General features: G+C 54.1%; 14 protein-coding genes and 1 pseudogene. 14 read left to right on the top strand and 1 reads right to left on the bottom strand.

What is annotated here, in order from left to right; translation table 11 throughout:
- From K0A93_11440 to K0A93_11400, 9 genes are all read left to right on the top strand, one after another.
- The coding region (locus tag K0A93_11440) for a DUF2318 domain-containing protein (protein MBW6512702.1) at positions 1 to 136 on the top strand (136 nt) is incomplete at its 5' end.
- A gap of 10 nt (positions 137 to 146) precedes the next feature.
- Entirely contained in the window at positions 147 to 1,304 is a 1,158-nt protein-coding gene (locus K0A93_11435) for an ABC transporter permease (GenBank protein ID MBW6512701.1), read from the top strand.
- Positions 1,305 to 1,318: 14 nt separating this feature from the next.
- Positions 1,319 to 2,020, top strand: coding sequence for an ABC transporter ATP-binding protein (locus K0A93_11430; GenBank protein ID MBW6512700.1), 702 nt, complete (start codon positions 1,319 to 1,321; stop codon positions 2,018 to 2,020).
- Positions 2,021 to 2,038: 18 nt separating this feature from the next.
- Positions 2,039 to 2,296 (top strand): hypothetical protein, encoded by a 258-nt coding sequence (locus K0A93_11425; GenBank protein MBW6512699.1) that lies wholly within the window; start codon positions 2,039 to 2,041, stop codon positions 2,294 to 2,296.
- A 4-nt stretch (positions 2,297 to 2,300) separates the two neighbouring features.
- Positions 2,301 to 2,591: a hypothetical protein gene (locus tag K0A93_11420; protein MBW6512698.1), complete on the top strand. Its 291-nt coding sequence runs from the start codon at positions 2,301 to 2,303 to the stop codon at positions 2,589 to 2,591.
- A gap of 173 nt (positions 2,592 to 2,764) precedes the next feature.
- The gene (locus tag K0A93_11415; protein ID MBW6512697.1) at positions 2,765 to 4,051 is read left to right on the top strand and encodes a TolC family protein; all 1,287 of its coding nucleotides are present in this window, start codon (positions 2,765 to 2,767) and stop codon (positions 4,049 to 4,051) included.
- On the top strand, positions 4,051 to 5,538 hold the full coding sequence (locus K0A93_11410; protein MBW6512696.1) for an efflux RND transporter periplasmic adaptor subunit: 1,488 nt from the start codon (positions 4,051 to 4,053) through the stop codon (positions 5,536 to 5,538). Before K0A93_11415 ends, K0A93_11410 begins: the two co-directional genes overlap by 1 nt.
- 42 nt (positions 5,539 to 5,580) lie before the next feature.
- Positions 5,581 to 8,805 carry a CusA/CzcA family heavy metal efflux RND transporter gene (locus K0A93_11405; GenBank protein ID MBW6512695.1) on the top strand — a complete coding sequence of 1,075 codons (3,225 nt, stop codon included), beginning with the start codon at positions 5,581 to 5,583 and terminating at the stop codon, positions 8,803 to 8,805.
- A gap of 41 nt (positions 8,806 to 8,846) precedes the next feature.
- A complete protein-coding gene (locus K0A93_11400) occupies positions 8,847 to 9,323 on the top strand; it encodes a hypothetical protein (protein MBW6512694.1) in 477 nt (158 codons plus the stop codon).
- A gap of 108 nt (positions 9,324 to 9,431) precedes the next feature.
- Here K0A93_11400 and hcp read toward each other — a convergent pair whose 3' ends face one another.
- Positions 9,432 to 11,051, bottom strand: coding sequence for a hydroxylamine reductase (gene hcp, locus K0A93_11395; GenBank protein MBW6512693.1), 1,620 nt, complete (start codon positions 11,049 to 11,051; stop codon positions 9,432 to 9,434).
- Positions 11,052 to 11,393: 342 nt separating this feature from the next.
- Between hcp and K0A93_11390 the strand changes: the two genes are divergently transcribed.
- The 5 genes and pseudogenes from K0A93_11390 to nusA all read left to right on the top strand — a co-directional run bounded on the left by K0A93_11390 (position 11,394) and on the right by nusA (position 15,288).
- On the top strand, positions 11,394 to 11,888 hold the full coding sequence (locus K0A93_11390; GenBank protein ID MBW6512692.1) for an EVE domain-containing protein: 495 nt from the start codon (positions 11,394 to 11,396) through the stop codon (positions 11,886 to 11,888).
- Positions 11,889 to 12,008: 120 nt separating this feature from the next.
- Positions 12,009 to 12,851 carry an MBL fold metallo-hydrolase gene (locus K0A93_11385; GenBank protein ID MBW6512691.1) on the top strand — a complete coding sequence of 281 codons (843 nt, stop codon included), beginning with the start codon at positions 12,009 to 12,011 and terminating at the stop codon, positions 12,849 to 12,851.
- Entirely contained in the window at positions 12,851 to 13,552 is a 702-nt protein-coding gene (locus tag K0A93_11380) for a hypothetical protein (GenBank protein MBW6512690.1), read from the top strand. Before K0A93_11385 ends, K0A93_11380 begins: the two co-directional genes overlap by 1 nt.
- Before the next feature lie 160 nt (positions 13,553 to 13,712).
- The gene (locus K0A93_11375; protein MBW6512689.1) at positions 13,713 to 14,264 is read left to right on the top strand and encodes a ribosome maturation factor RimP; all 552 of its coding nucleotides are present in this window, start codon (positions 13,713 to 13,715) and stop codon (positions 14,262 to 14,264) included.
- Positions 14,248 to 15,288: pseudogene (gene nusA, locus K0A93_11370) on the top strand (transcription termination factor NusA). The gene K0A93_11375 and the pseudogene nusA overlap by 17 nt, the downstream one beginning before the upstream one ends.
- Positions 15,289 to 15,314 lie beyond the last annotated feature (26 nt).

Below are 15,314 nucleotides of genomic sequence, written 5' to 3'. Positions count from 1 at the left end.
CGTTAATCGCATCAATGAAGTCAAGGGCGGATGCAATCCCGTCCCGCTGGAGAGGAAGATAACCGCCGACAGCGTCGTTATTCAGTTGGCCGCTCTGGAGCAGGGCCGTCACTATTTCACTCCTTTGCCACGCTAGAGGTACCCCCATGACACTCGCTACGATTGCTCTGAATAATCTCCGACGGCGCAAGGGGAGGGCTGTTTTTCTGCTGATCGGCCTGCTCCTCGGGGTGGGTACGGTCGTGACCCTTTTTTCTCTGACCTCTGCACTCACTGCCGAGGCACAGCACAAGATGGAAAATTTTGGGGCCAACATTATTATCTCGCCACGCATTGACAAACTATCATTGTCTTACGGCGCAATCAACCTGGGCGGGATTACCGTCGATCAGGAAGAAATTCGTGAGGCCGATCTGAGCAAGTTAAGTACGATTCCAAACAGTCGCAATATTGCTCTGGTTGCGCCCAAATCGCTCAGTGCGGTTCAGGCAAAAGGGGAAAGAGTCCTGCTGATGGGGATCCGCCCGGAAAGTGAGTTTAAGCTCAAGCGCTGGTGGTCCGTTGCAGGGCGTGTTCTGCGTAGCGAAGACGAACTGGTCGCTGGCAACGCCGTTGCCAAAAGGCTGGGGTTGCGGCAGGGGGATGGCCTTGATATCGGCGACCGGCACTTTACCGTGACCGGCATTCTCAATGAAACCGGATCACAGGACGATCATCTGCTGCTGTCAACCATCGGCGCGGCTCAGTCGCTGTCAGGGAAAGAGGGGATTGTTTCGTTGGTTGAGGTTGCCGCTTTGTGCGGTGATTGTCCGGTCGAAGATATGGTCAAACAGATCAGTTCCGTGCTGCCCGATGCCGAGGTCAATGCCATTCAGCAGGTGGTGAAGACCCGGATGCACGCTTTGCAGCAGTTTCGACTTTTTTCCTTTGCGGTTGGGGGTGTCATTGTCCTGACTGGCGGTCTTGTTGTTTTTGTGACGATGATGAGTTCGGTCAACGAACGCACGCGGGAGATCGGAATTTTTCGGGCACTGGGTTTTCGTCGCAGTGATGTGATGCGGTTGATTTTGATTGAATCCCTGTCGATCAGTTTTTTTTCCGGCGTGCTCGGATATCTGCTCGGCATGACCGTGACCTGGCTGGTTTTACCATTCGTTGGTGAAGGTTCACATGCCTGGATGTGGCATCCGTTGCTGGCAGTCGGGGCGATCGTCATGGCGATGGGGGTTGGTTGTCTGGCAACCATCTACCCCGCTCTTCACGCCGGTCGAATGGACCCGACCGAAGCCCTGCGGGCACTTTAAATGAAGGAGCTGATATGTCCCTTATCGAGATAAATGCGCTAACCAAGCAATATACCAGCGAAGCAGATTGTGTCGCGGCCTTGAGTGGCATCGATCTCAGTGTCGCTGAAGGATCTTTTCTGGGGGTCGTCGGTGCCTCTGGTTCCGGCAAGAGTACCTTTTTGACAATTCTTGGCGGATTATCGCAGCCGACATCCGGTTCAGTGGTGATCGATGAGATTGATCTTTATCAACTGCCGGGGGAGCGGCTGGCCGATTTTCGTCGTGAATATATCGGTTTCGTTTTCCAGTCATTCAACCTGATTGAATATCTCAACGCGATTGAAAATGTGCTGCTGCCGTTGACAGTCAAGGCGTTGCCCAAGGCAGAAAAGTACGCCCTGGCGGAAGAAGCCCTGGCGCAGGTCGGTCTCGGACACCGCATGCACCATCTGCCCAGTCAACTTTCCGGAGGGGAACAGGAGCGGGTGGCAATTGCCCGGGCATTGGTGAATAAACCACCGTTGATACTCGCCGATGAGCCGACCGGCAGCCTCGATTCAGCAACCAGTCGCGAGATCATGGCGCTTTTCGCGGGACTCAATGCCCAGGGCCAGACGATTGTCATGGTCACGCATAACCTTGAGAACCTCGATTATTTCAACCGGACGATTCATCTGCATGATGGCAAACTGACCGATGATCGTGTTGCCGGGCAGCACTGTCTCGCCTCCTGAATGTGAACCGGTGCCCTGATGCTGCTGATTTTTCTGCTGATACTTGCATTGCTGGTCATTGCCATCGGGCAAGAACTTGATCGCCGCAACGAAGTGACTGAACCTCCGTCAGGAAAATGTCCTGGCTGTGACTTCACTGTCGATGCTGACTGGTTGCTGTGCCCCCGCTGCAAGGAACTGCTGCGCACGACCTGTGTCTGCGGCAAGCATCTACCGGTCTTCTATCGTTACTGCGTCGTCTGCGGGGCGCCGCGTACTGTCCGCGACTGGCGGTGAAGGCATGAAGCGCCGCTCCCGGTTGATTCTTCTTTGCGCCCTGGTGGTCGGGGTGAGTGTCACCGGTTATAATGTGTGGTCGCTCAGTTGCGGTCGTTGTACGTTGCACACCTTGCTGACTCTGGGGCTCCCCGGTTATGTCCTGCTCAGTCTTAACCTGCTCATGGTGGTGATTTTACTGCTGATGAAGAGAGCTCGTGTCATTCGCGAAAGGAAGCTGCAGTGTGGTTGCGGGCTGCGTCTCTACCCCTTTTGGCACTATTGTCCGGCATGCGGCAGCAGAGCGCAGGTGTAGAATATTCATCAAAAGAGTTGTAGACTATTGTTTACATTGATCAATGGTGTATCTGCGCTATGATCTAATCTACTGAAAATAAATGCATTTTTTGATCGGCACAGGGCGTGCTGTATAGATGCCCATGTTACACGTTAGAGGAAGATGATCAAAACCAGGGGATACGTCGCGTTATGAATCACGTTAAGAAGAGCATACATGTTTTGGTTATCGGGTTGCTGTTTCTCATCACGACACCGGCACTCGCGGCTCGTTCACTTGATGATCTGGTCGAAAGTGCACTGCTCAGCAATCCTGAATTACAGGCCGCCAAGGCGCGCTGGCAGATGTTCGGGAAAAAAGTTGACCAGGCAGAGAGTTTCGCGGATCCCAAGCTTTCATTTGCGTTTTCCAGCTATCCGATCGACTCGCTGGCCAGCGACGAGACACCGATGACCGGTAACGATTTACGCATTGATCAGGCTTTTCCGTTCCCCGGCAAGCTGGCCGCAAAGGGAGAAGCGGCGCGGCACCAGGCGCTGTGGTACCAGGGCGTTTATGAAGATGCCCGTTTGCAGCTGGCGGGCAAGATTAAATCAGTCTGGTACCAGCGTTACTATGTCGAGCGCGCGATTGATGTCACCGAGCGCACCCTGCTCCTGCTCGGCGATATTGCCAGGTTGACGGAAACCCGTTATGCGGTCGGCAGCGGTCGGCAACAGGATGTACTCAAAGCACAGCTCGAACAATCACGATTTCTTGACCGGCGTTATGCCTTGCAACAACAACAGGCGTCTCTTGCGGCAGAACTGCGCAGGCTGATCGGGACGGATGAGGGCGATATTGACGTGCCTGAACAACTGGCCATCCACCCGGTCGAGATCGACGCCGCCGCGCTCTACGCGGTTGCCCGTCAGCAGCGTCCGCTGTTTGCCGCATATCAGGCATTGATCGACAGCTACGGTGCTAAACGGCGTTTCGCGTCCCTTGATTCTTACCCTGACTTCAATCTTTGGGTTGGCTATCGTTTCCGCGATGAGGCTCCAGGGGACCGCGTTTCCGGCACCGATTTCATCAGCACCGGGGTAAGTATCAATCTGCCGATTTATCGCAAAAAACGGGTTGCGGCAGTCGCCGAAGCGGAAGATGGAGCAGCGCTGGCGCGTCGTCAACGGACAGATTTTGAAAACAGTTTACGGGCGACCGTGCGCGATTATCAGGCGCAAATTGAAAAGAATCTGACCCAGATCGAGCTCTACCGCAGTGGCATCATTCCCCAGGCCCAACAGGTTATCGATGTCGGATTGATCGCCTATCAGGTCGGAGATTTGACCTTTATCGGTCTGCTTGACAGCCTGTTGACCCTTGACCGTTATCAACTCGGGCTCCATCGTGCCACGGCCGACTACCTGCGCACCCTCGCCCAGCTCGAAGCCACCGTCGGTGGCAATCTCGATTTGTCCACCAATAAGGAGCTGTAATGCGTCCACGTTTATTGATTTTATCGTTACTCCTTGGAACGGCACTGGTCCTCGGCAGTGCCTCGCTGCCCCCTGCTCATCAGCACGTTGGGACTGCTTATGCCGCCGAGCAGCAGTACACCTGTGGCATGCATCCGATGATCATCACCGATGAACCGGGGCAGTGCCCGATCTGCGGCATGGATCTGACCCCGGTGAAAGCGACCGGCGCAGCAGCAGCAGCCAAGCCGACCGGTGAGCGCAAGATCAAGTACTGGGCGGCACCGATGGATCCGACCTATATCCGCGATGAGCCGGGCAAATCTCCCATGGGGATGGATCTTGTCCCGGTTTACGAAGATGAGACCGCGACCGGTACGGTTATTTCCATCGATCCGGTGACGTCGCAGAATATGGGGGTGCGCGTCGCCCCGGTGACCCGCAACGACCTGACGCGGACGATTCGGACGGTCGGCACGGTGACGTATGATGAATCAAGGCAGTTTTCCATTAACAGTAAAATCGACGGCTGGGTAGAACGACTCTATGTCAACGAAACCGGGCAATTCGTGAAACAAGGCGCGAAGCTGCTCGACATCTACAGCCCGCAGCTGGTCAGTGCGCAGGAAGAGTTTCTGCTCGCCCTCAACAATAAATTATCCCTTTCGCGGTCACCTTTCCCTTCGATTGCCGAGAGTGCCGACCGCCTGCTTGACGCCTCGCGGCGACGTCTTGCGCTTTGGGATATCAGCAGCCGACAGATTAACCGGCTCGAAAAAAGTGGCGAGGTGGTTAAAAACTTGACCCTTTACGCGCCCTACGACGGCATTGTGACGATGAAAATGGTCAAGGAAGGGCAGTTTATCAAAAGCGGTATGGAGCTGCTGGTCCTCTCCGATATTTCTCAGGTCTGGGTGTATGCCGATATCTATGAATATGAGATGCCCTGGGTCAAGGTTGGTCAGCAGGGGAAGATTATCTTGCCCTATGTCGGCAGTGAGCCGGTCGAAAGTGTCATCAGTTATATCTATCCGTATGTTGAACCGAAGACGCGCACCGTCAAGGCCCGCTTCGAACTCAAAAACCCTGACTTTATCCTGAAACCGGATATGTACGTCAATGTGCGGCTCGAATCGGAGAGCGTGGCGGGCGCCCTGACCATTCCGGTCGAAGCGGTGCTGCATTCCGGAGAGAAACAGACCGTGTTTGTGGCTCTGGGCGACGGCAAGTTTGAACCGCGTCAAGTCAAAACCGGATTGCAGGGCGAAGCGGGAAATATCGAGATCGTGCAAGGGTTGCTTGAGGGAGAACAGGTCGTTACCAGCGCCCAGTTCATGCTCGATTCGGAGAGCAAGCTGCGTGAAGCCATCGCCAAAATGCTGAAACGCAAGGACCCACCACCACAGACCGGCTCGGGGCAGGGGGCTGACGCCACCGCTGATGATCTGTTTTCGGACGATAAGCCCGCCAACACGTCAGCTGAAAAACTTGATGATCTTTTCAAATAACCCCGCAGAGGGTGAAATATTTTTTGCGGATAAGGGACTGATATGCTAGAGAAAATCATCGATTGGTCGATCTATAATAAGTTTTTGGTGGTCATGTTGACAGTGTTCATCGTTGTCGGTGGCACCTATGCCATGCTCAACACGCCGATCGATGCCATTCCCGATCTTTCCGATGTGCAGGTGATCATCTTTACCGAGTTTCCGGGACAAGCCCCACAGGTTGTTGAAGACCAGATCACCTACCCGCTGACCACCCAGATGCTGGCCGTTCCCGGCGCAAAAACGGTACGCGGCTATTCCTTCTTCGGCCTGTCGTTCGTGTATATTATTTTTGACGACGGCACCGATCTCTACTGGGCCCGTTCGCGGGTGCTCGAATATCTCAATTATGCTGCCGGACGCCTCCCTGCCGGAGTGACGCCAAGTCTTGGCCCGGATGCGACCGGCGTCGGCTGGGTCTATGAATATGTTCTGGAAAGTGACCGGCACAATTTGCAGGAACTGCGTTCGCTACAAGACTGGTTTCTGCGCTACGAGTTGACCAGCGTCAAGGGGGTTGCGGAAGTTGCTGCAATCGGTGGCTATGTCAAACAGTACCAGATCGAAGTCGATCCGGACCGGTTGCTGGCCTACCATCTCACCATTCCGCAGATCAAAAAAGCGGTCCAGCGCTCCAACAATGATGTCGGCGGACGGTTGATCGAAATGGCCGAGACCGAATTCATGGTGCGGGGGCTGGGTTACCTGCAATCGATTCAGGACATCGAGAGCGTCGTCGTCGGTACCGACAGCCGTGGTACGCCGATCCAGGTACGCGATCTGGCCCGGGTGTCCATCGGTCCCGAGTTGCGGCGGGGGCTGGCCGAACTGGATGGTGAGGGCGAAGTGGTCGGCGGGGTGGTCATCATGCGGGTCGGTGAGAACGCCCTCGATACCATCGCGGCGGTCAAAACCAAACTGGAGCAGCTCAAGGCGGGGCTTCCTGAAGGCGTCACCATCAAGACGGTCTATGACCGCTCCGGGCTGATCGAACGCGCGGTTGATACGCTTACCGAGAAGCTGATCGAGGAAAGTATCATTGTGGCCATCGTCACGGCCATCTTCCTGTTCCATTTTTCCAGTGCCCTGGTGGCGATCGTCACCTTGCCGATTGCGATTCTGTTTGCGTTCATCATTATGTATTTTCAGGGGATCAATGCCAACATCATGAGCCTTGGCGGCATTGCCATCGCCATCGGCGCGATGATCGACGCGGCGATCATCATGATCGAGAATGGCCACAAGCATCTCGAACGCGACCGCGGCAAGCTGCCGCACTGGGAGATCATTGCCAATTCCTCAAAAGAGGTAGGGCCCGCGCTCTTTTATTCACTGCTGGTTATCACCGTTTCGTTCTTGCCGGTTTTTGCCCTCGGGGAACAGTCGGGGCGGATGTTCAAGCCGTTGGCCTACACCAAGACCTACGCCATGGCCGGCGCAGCGCTGCTGTCAGTCACCCTGGTGCCGGTGTTGATGGGGTGGTTCATCCGGGGAAAAATCCCTGATGAAGCCAAAAACCCGATCAACCGGATCATGATCCGTCTTTATCATCCGGTGGTCGATTTTGTTCTCAAGTGGCGCTGGCCGGTACTGGTTGTCGCGCTGGCGATTACCCTGACCAGCATCATTCCGCTGAAGCAGATGGGCAGCGAATTCATGCCACCGCTCTATGAGGGGGATCTGCTCTACATGCCAACCACTTTGCCGGGGATTTCAATCACCAAGGCCAAGGAGTTGTTGCAGCAGACCGACCGCATCATCAGGCAGTTTCCCGAGGTGCATCATGTCTTCGGCAAGGTCGGCCGGGCTGAAACCGCCACCGATCCGGCGCCGTTGTCAATGCTCGAAACGACCATCATGCTCAAGTCGGAAGACGCATGGCGCACGCTCCCCAGAGAGCGTTTCTACAGCAGCTGGTCCGATTCCTGGGAACTGTTCAAAAAACCGCTGCGCTGGATCTGGCCCGAAGAGTCGACCATCACCATTGAGGAATTGAAGACCGCGTTGAACGAGGCTATTCAGTTCCCCGGTTTGACCAACGCCTGGACCATGCCGATCAAGACCCGGATCGATATGCTGGCGACCGGCATCAAAACGCCGGTCGGCATCAAGATCATGGGCGATGACCTGGAAGTCCTGTCCGCGCTTGGTGAAGAGATCGAGGCGATTGTCAGAGACATTCCCGGAACATTGAGTGCGTTTTCCGAACGGGTGGTCGGTGGCAACTATCTGGATTACGCTATCGATCGGGAAGCGGTGGCGCGTTACGGCCTGACGGTTGGCGATGTTCAGGATATCATCAAGAGTGCCATCGGCGGGATGAACGTCACCCAGACAGTCGAGGGGCTGGAGCGCTATGCTGTCAATATTCGTTATCAGCGCGACTATCGCAACGACTTGCAGGCGTTGCAACGGGTGCTGGTCCCGATTGCCGGGGGCAAGCATATCCCGATATCGCAGGTGGCCACGATCCACATCAAAAAAGGGCCGCCGGGGATCAAGAGCGAAAACGCGCGGCGCACCGCCTGGATCTATGTCGATCTCAAAGGGACTGATGTCGGCACCTATGTTGCCCACGCCCAAAAGATCATCGCAGAGAAAATCACCCTGCCGGTCGGCTACAATATTGTCTGGAGTGGTTCGTATGAATACATGCAGGCGGCGGCGGCCAAGCTGAAAGTGGTCATTCCGCTGACCCTGCTGGTGATCCTGGTTATTATTTATACGAATACCCGGAGCCTGATCAAAACCGGGATCATCTTTCTCGCCCTACCACTGTCGCTGGTCGGCTGCTTCTGGTTCCTCTACCTGCTTGGCTACAACACCTCGGTAGCGGTCTGGGTCGGGGTCATCGCCCTGGCCGGTATATCGGCCGAAACCGGGGTGGTGATGCTCCTCTACCTCGATCTGGCCTATGATCTGTGGGTGAAAAATGGCCGGATGCAGAACTTTGGCGACCTCACCCAGGCGATTCATCACGGTGCCGTCAAACGGATTCGCCCCAAAATCATGACCATCTGCGTCATCATCGCGGGTTTGGTGCCAATCATGTGGAGTCACGGCGCCGGGGCCGATGTCATGAAACGGATTGCCGCGCCAATGGTCGGCGGGGTGATTACCTCAGGGCTGATGGAGCTCCTTGTTTTTCCGGTTATTTATTTTATGTGGCGCGGCATGACACTGAAAAGAGAGCTTGAACCGACGTCAATGCAGGAGATTCACGAATGAATCAGGAGCGACCTGACAACACAAACCACGGAGGAAACATCATGAAGAACATGCGCAAAATCGTTATTACCCTGGCACTGCTGATTGCTCTGCCGCTGGCCGCGCAAGCGATGAACCATGAAGGGATGAACCACGCAGACATGAAGGGTATGGAAGGTATGAAAATGTCGGCTGACATGATTATGCTGCCGCAAGTCGTTGTTGACGGGGTTGCCGCCACTGCGCACCTCAAGGATGTCAGCAAGGTTATGTCGAAGATGGGAATGGAGCAAACCCATCACCTTATGGTCATGTTTGTTAACCAAACAACCGGTGCAGTGATCGACAGCGGATCGGTCGCGGTGCGGGTGATTAAACGTAGTGGCGACAAGAGTGAACCGGTACGGTTGATGCCGATGGAAGGACAGTTTGGAGCCGATATTACCCTCAGTGGCGGGACGATGTACACCCTGGAAGTCGGGAGTAAACTGGTCGATGGCAAGAAACGCCAGTTCAAGTTCATGTATCATCCCAACTAAGCGCAGCAAGAGCTGACAAACATCTATCGTCTATGTCAGTGTAAAAAAAACGGGCGCGACCGTTACGTTATGGTCGCGCCCGTTTTGTCGTGTGTCAGGTCAGCTCAATTAACCGAGAATCGCTTTCAGATCCGCTGCGGCACTTTCACCGATGGGCTGAATGTTGTAGTTCTCCACCAGGAAGTTGAGCACGTTGGGGGTGATGAACGCCGGGAGTGTGGGTCCGAGACGGATGTCTTTGATCCCGAGGTGCAGCAGGGTGAGGAGGATTGCCACCGCCTTTTGCTCGTACCAGGAGAGGACCATACTCAACGGCAGATCGTTGACGCCGCATTCAAAGGCACCGGCCAAAGCAACGGCAATCTGCACCGCAGAGTAGGCATCGTTACACTGGCCGACGTCAAGCAAGCGTGGAATACCGCCGATGTCGCCGAGATCGAGTTTGTTGAAACGATATTTACCACATGCCAGCGTGAGAATAACGGTATCTTTCGGGGCCTGCTCGGCAAAATCAGTATAGTAGTTACGCCCTGATTTTGCACCGTCGCAACCGCCGACCAGGAAAAAGTGGCGGATATCGCCGCTCTTTACCGCGGCAATCACCTTGTCCGCCACGTTGAGGACCGCGTTGTGACCAAATCCGGTGAGAATTTCCTGCCCCGGATTATCGGCGAAGCCCGCGCCCGCCTCGGCTGTTTTGATCACCTCCGAGAAATCCCAGCCGTCGATATGTTTGACATCAGGCCACTGCACCAGGCCCCAGGTGAAGAGGCGGTCTTTATAGCTGTCGGCCGGTTTCTGGATACAGTTGGTATTAAAGATGATTGCTCCCGGAAATGCCGGAAATTCCTTGGCTTGATCCTGCCAGGCACCACCATAGTTGCCGGCCAGATGGTTATATTTCTTCAATCCCGGATAACCATGGGCGGGGAGCATCTCACCGTGGGTGTAGATATTGATCCCTTTGCCCTCGGTTTGCTTGAGCAGCTCTTCGAGCATCTTCAGATCGTGGCCGGAGACCAGGATGGCTTTACCCGCCTTGGTGCCGAGTTGTACCGGAGTCGGTACCGGATGACCGTAGCTATCGGTGTGAGCCGTGTTGAGCAGTTCCATTGTCAGCAGGTTGATACGACCGGTTTCAAGTGCCAGACCGACCAGTGCGTTAAGGTCGAGGGTCGGGTCGAGCTGGGCGGCGAGTGCCTTGTGAGTGAAGGCATAGACTTCCTCGCTCTCACGACCGAGGATCAAGGCATGATCAGCATAAGCGGCATATCCTTTGAGGCCGAGCAGGATGATGTTCTGCACCGAATTGAGGTCGGGATCAATCGTTTTATTGATCACCCCCTGGCGGGCACCTTGCGCTGCCATGTCGGCAATCGTTGTGCCGGGCTGCCAATCGCTGGCAGCTTCCGGGATGGCCCCGGCATATCCACCGGCCAGCGCCTTGGCTTTGTCACGCATGGCGACGGCTTCACGAATGATTTTGGCAATCGCTGCATCTGAAAAATCAACATTGGTGACGGTGGTAAACAAGCCCTCGATCACAAAGCGGTCGATGGCGTTGTCACTGGCCCCCTTGGCGCGGGCGATGTTTGCCCAGAAACCGATCCCTTTGAGGGCAAAAACCAGCAGATCCTGCAGATCGGAAACTTCCGGTTGTTTGCCGCAAACGCCGATTTTGTCACAGCCGGTGCCTTTGGCCGTTTGCTCACATTGGTAACAAAACATGATTCATCTCCTTTGGTTGGTTTGATCGAATCAGAATTTTATCCGATCGTGGTTGAATTACAACGATTGGACGAACATTTGTCGATTTTAAGCACTGGTTTTTACTTGAAGCAATTTTGATGCACTCGCAAAAAAGAATGAGATGGCTAAGCAAAAATTTCGTCCTACAAGGCTTGGTGTTTTTTCAGGGGCGAAGGCCTACATCAGGTAGGTCGAGGTCCTGAAAAACCAGCGTAACGCCGTAGGGCGGACTTTTTGCGACGCCATCAATTTTAAGTTAATCTAGTCTCGATAAAGTTTGTTATCCTTGACCGAAATCAATAAATGTAAAAAAGGTGAAAAATGAACAGACCACGTCACTACTGGTTGATGAAATCGGAGCCACACTGTTTTTCGTTTGCTGATTTGAGACAATGCCCTGACGGCACCGATTGCTGGGACGGCGTTCGTAACTATCAGGCACGTAATTTCATGCGTGATGTCATGCAGCCGGGCGACGGTGTGCTTTTTTATCATAGCAATATCAAAGATCCGGCGATTGTCGGAGTTGCCAAAATCGTCAGCACCGGCTATCCGGACCATACTGCGCTTGACCCTCGCGAAAAGCATTTTGACCCCAGGGCAACAGTTCAAAATCCGATCTGGGTGATGGTTGATGTGCAATATGTCATTCCACTGACACGAAAACTGACCCGTAACGATTTACGGGCTCATCCCGATCTGGCCGCAATGGGCGTGCTGCGTAAAGGGAATCGGCTGTCGGTGCAGCCTGTCACGCTTGAAGAGTGGCGGCTGGTTCTTGCTTTGGGCGGGATGGTTGACCCGCTGGAGCGCTAAGCTGAAACGCTTCACTGCCGCCATCGCTGTGATAATACCTTGAAATAATTATTGTTATTTGCGAATATTTGATCGGGTTTAACCCTGTCATGTGTGTCTGACTGAAAAGAGAGTGGTGTTATGAAAATTCGCTGCTGGGGCTCACGCGGATCGATCCCTGTTTCGGGACGGGATCATGTCAAGTTTGGGGGAGATTCTACCTGCCTGGAAATCACTGGTCAGGACGGACGGATCATTGTAATCGATGCCGGTACCGGCATCCGCCGTTTGGGAAACAAGGCGATGGCGGAGGGGTGCAGCGAATTTGACCTGATTTTCACCCACGCGCACTGGGATCATTTGCTCGGCTTCCCTTTTTTTAAACCGCTCTACTTCAAGAAAACCCGCATTTCGATTCACGGATCGATTCATGCGCAGGAGACCGTTCGGCAAATTATTGAACGCACGATGGAAGCGCCTTACTTTCCGGTCGATCTTGATGGTGTTTCTGCTGACATTATCTTCAATGATCTGAGTGGGGTGCCGATTCAGATCGGCGGGATTGATGTGGATGCAATTCTGCTCAGTCATCCCAACGGCGGATTCGGTTATCGCTTGACCGAAGATGACAAGAATTTTGTTTTTCTGACAGATAATGAACTTGAATTTGTACATCCCGACGGAAAATCATACGTCGACTACCTCGAATTTTCCAGAGGTGCTGATCTCCTCATTCATGACGCTGAATACACTGACAAGGAGTATGAGACGCGCACCAGAGGGTGGGGGCACTCCCGATATCGCAAGGCTTTGCAGTTGGCGATGGAGGCCGGGGTGAAGCAATTTGGTATTTTTCATCACAATCAGGATCGGACTGATGCTGAAATTGATGCGATTGTGGCCGACTGTCATGAAATTATCGCTCGCACCGGCAGTAAAATGATCTGCTACGCGGTAGCTCAAGATCAGGAAATTGTGATCTGATGACAGCTTCAACTGATGACGCCCTCGAAGGATGGGAGCTTGTTGAAACGGCTAAAATTCCGGGGGACGGGGCCGACATGCAGCTCTATCAGCGCGAAGCGGAATTCTCCATCAGCGTAGCCGGGAGCGGGGTGTTGATGAATACTTGGGCGCATCAATCAGAAGATGCTCTGGCCGAGCTGGCCTGCCGCAAGATCAGGAAACGTCCCCGGCCACGGGTGCTGGTTGGTGGTTTGGGGATGGGGTTTACCCTGGCAGCAGCGTTACGTCATCTCGGGCCCACCGCCGAGGTGGTGGTGGCAGAGCTGGTGCCAGCGATTGTCACCTGGAATCGTGGTCCACTCGGCGATCACGCCGGCCATCCCTTGCAAGATGCACGGACAACGGTGAAGGTCGGGGATGTCGCCAAGCTGATCCGGGGAGAGCGTCAGGGGTTCGATGCGATTATGCTTGATGTCGATAATGGTCCCAACGGCTTTACCAGTCAAAAGAACGACTGGCTTTACACCACCGACGGACTGACAGAGGCCTATACGGCGTTGCGCCCGGCGGGGATTTTGGCGGTATGGTCGGCGGGGCCATCGCGCAATTTTCGCGAACGATTGCGTAAGGTTGGTTTTATCGTGCAGCAGTGTCGCGTGCCGGAGCAAGATAATCAGGGTGATCTGCATGCTATCTGGTTGGCCGAGCGCGGACCGTAGCTTGTCAAAGTCGTTCGTACTTTCATGGGTTGATCGTCTTGCCGCACGTATTTTTCCTTGCATCATCGGGGCGGCTGTGTTATAAATCCGCTAATCTTTGTGCTACCGTACAAAGTGGGCTTTTCAGCTCACTTTTTTTTGTTTGGGACGTAAGAGTTTGATGGTTGATCTGCAAAAAATAGAACAATTGATTTTCCCGATACTGGCAGAAAAGGAACTGGAACTGGTCGATCTGGAGTTTGCCCGCGAAGGGCACAGTTGGGCCTTGCGGATTTTTATCGATAAAGACGGCGGAGTCAATCTTGACGACTGCGCTGAAACAAGTTACGAAATCAGTGCACTGTTTGAGGTCGAAGATCCGATCGCCCCGGCTTATCGTCTGGAGGTTTCTTCTCCTGGCCTGGATCGTCCACTGAAAAAAGCTGCCGATTACGTCCGCTTTACCGGTCAACTGGTCAAAATACTGACTCAGCAGGGGATCGATCCGGACGGTCGTGGCTATAACCGCAAAACTTTTAGCGGCAAACTGCTTGGCCTTGAAGACGGTGTCGTCAGTGTTGAGCAGCAGGATAAGCAGGGCGGGATCGTTACACTGTCGTTGAGTGAGATCGAGTCTGCCCGTCTCGAAGAGGATTTTTCAACCGGAATGTCGCGTCAGCGCACACCGTCAAGAACGTTACAGGGGGATTCAGAGAATGGTGGTCAACCTTAACCACATTATTGATCAGGTTGTCAAAGATAAGGGTATCGATCGTTCGGTACTGGTCGAAGCTTTAGAGTCGGCTGTTCTTACTGCGGCAAATAAAAAATATCGTAATACGCGCGATCTCGAAGCGCACTTTAATGACGATATGGGGGAAGTAGAACTCTTTGAGTTTGTTACCGTCGTTGCTGAAGTGCTCGACTCCTACAAGGAGATCGACCTTGAGGAAGCACGTGAGATTGACCCCGATGTCGAGGTTGGCGATTCCCTCGGGATGAAACTCGATGCAACACATTTCAGTCGCATCGCTGCGCAGACCGCCAAGCAGGTGATCATTCAGAAAGTTCGCGAAGCTGAGCGTGAGGGGGTTTTTAATGAATTCAAGGATCGCGTTGGAGAGCTGTTTAACGGCATTGTGCGACGCTATGAGCATGGCGACCTGATCATCGATCTGGGTCGTGCCGAAGCGATTTTACCGAATCGAGAGCAGGTTCCGCGTGAAAATTACCGTCAGGGCGATCGCATCCGGGCCTATCTTTCCGATGTGAAAATATCTCCCAAGGGTCCGCAACTGGTGCTATCGCGGACACATCCGGGGATGGTCACGGAAATGTTCAAATTTGAGGTGCCGGAAATTTCCGAGGGGATCGTTGAAATTATCTCGGTTTCTCGCGAGCCGGGCAGCCGGGCCAAGATCGCGGTGGTTTCTCACGACCCTGACGTTGATCCGGTCGGCGCATGCGTGGGGATGCGCGGGTCGCGCGTGCAAAATGTTGTTAGCGAACTGCGTGGCGAAAAGATCGACATTATTCCCTGGTCGCACGATGCGGCACGCTTTGCCTGTTCAGCATTGGCTCCGGCCGAGGTGGCGCGAGTTTATGTCGATAATGATGAAAAAACGATGGAAGTTATCGTGCCGGACGATCAGTTGTCGTTGGCAATCGGCAAACGGGGGCAGAATGTGCGCCTGGCTGCGCGCCTGACCGGCTGGAAGATTGATATCAAGAGTGAAACGCGAGCAGCGGAAGCAGAAGCAGAAGTAGAGGCTGGAGAAGAAGC

The organism is Desulfuromonadaceae bacterium, assembly GCA_019429445.1.
Taxonomy (GTDB): Bacteria; Desulfobacterota; Desulfuromonadia; order Desulfuromonadales; family JAHYIW01; genus JAHYIW01.
The sequence above is the reverse complement of the archived record's forward strand: the minus strand, read 5'-3'. Positions and strand labels throughout refer to the sequence as shown.

What these genes read in the sequence shown, in the direction of transcription:
- K0A93_11435 (MBW6512701.1), top strand. Translation starts at nt 147, where the DNA reads ATGACACTCGCTACGATTGCTCTGAATAATCTCCGACGGCGCAAGGGG.
- K0A93_11430 (MBW6512700.1), top strand. Translation starts at nt 1,319, where the DNA reads ATGTCCCTTATCGAGATAAATGCGCTAACCAAGCAATATACCAGCGAA.
- K0A93_11425 (MBW6512699.1), top strand. Translation starts at nt 2,039, where the DNA reads ATGCTGCTGATTTTTCTGCTGATACTTGCATTGCTGGTCATTGCCATC.
- K0A93_11420 (MBW6512698.1), top strand. Translation starts at nt 2,301, where the DNA reads ATGAAGCGCCGCTCCCGGTTGATTCTTCTTTGCGCCCTGGTGGTCGGG.
- K0A93_11415 (MBW6512697.1), top strand. Translation starts at nt 2,765, where the DNA reads ATGAATCACGTTAAGAAGAGCATACATGTTTTGGTTATCGGGTTGCTG.
- K0A93_11410 (MBW6512696.1), top strand. Translation starts at nt 4,051, where the DNA reads ATGCGTCCACGTTTATTGATTTTATCGTTACTCCTTGGAACGGCACTG.
- K0A93_11405 (MBW6512695.1), top strand. Translation starts at nt 5,581, where the DNA reads ATGCTAGAGAAAATCATCGATTGGTCGATCTATAATAAGTTTTTGGTG.
- K0A93_11400 (MBW6512694.1), top strand. Translation starts at nt 8,847, where the DNA reads ATGAAGAACATGCGCAAAATCGTTATTACCCTGGCACTGCTGATTGCT.
- hcp (MBW6512693.1), bottom strand. Translation starts at nt 11,051, where the DNA reads ATGTTTTGTTACCAATGTGAGCAAACGGCCAAAGGCACCGGCTGTGAC.
- K0A93_11390 (MBW6512692.1), top strand. Translation starts at nt 11,394, where the DNA reads ATGAACAGACCACGTCACTACTGGTTGATGAAATCGGAGCCACACTGT.
- K0A93_11385 (MBW6512691.1), top strand. Translation starts at nt 12,009, where the DNA reads ATGAAAATTCGCTGCTGGGGCTCACGCGGATCGATCCCTGTTTCGGGA.
- K0A93_11380 (MBW6512690.1), top strand. Translation starts at nt 12,851, where the DNA reads ATGACAGCTTCAACTGATGACGCCCTCGAAGGATGGGAGCTTGTTGAA.
- K0A93_11375 (MBW6512689.1), top strand. Translation starts at nt 13,713, where the DNA reads ATGGTTGATCTGCAAAAAATAGAACAATTGATTTTCCCGATACTGGCA.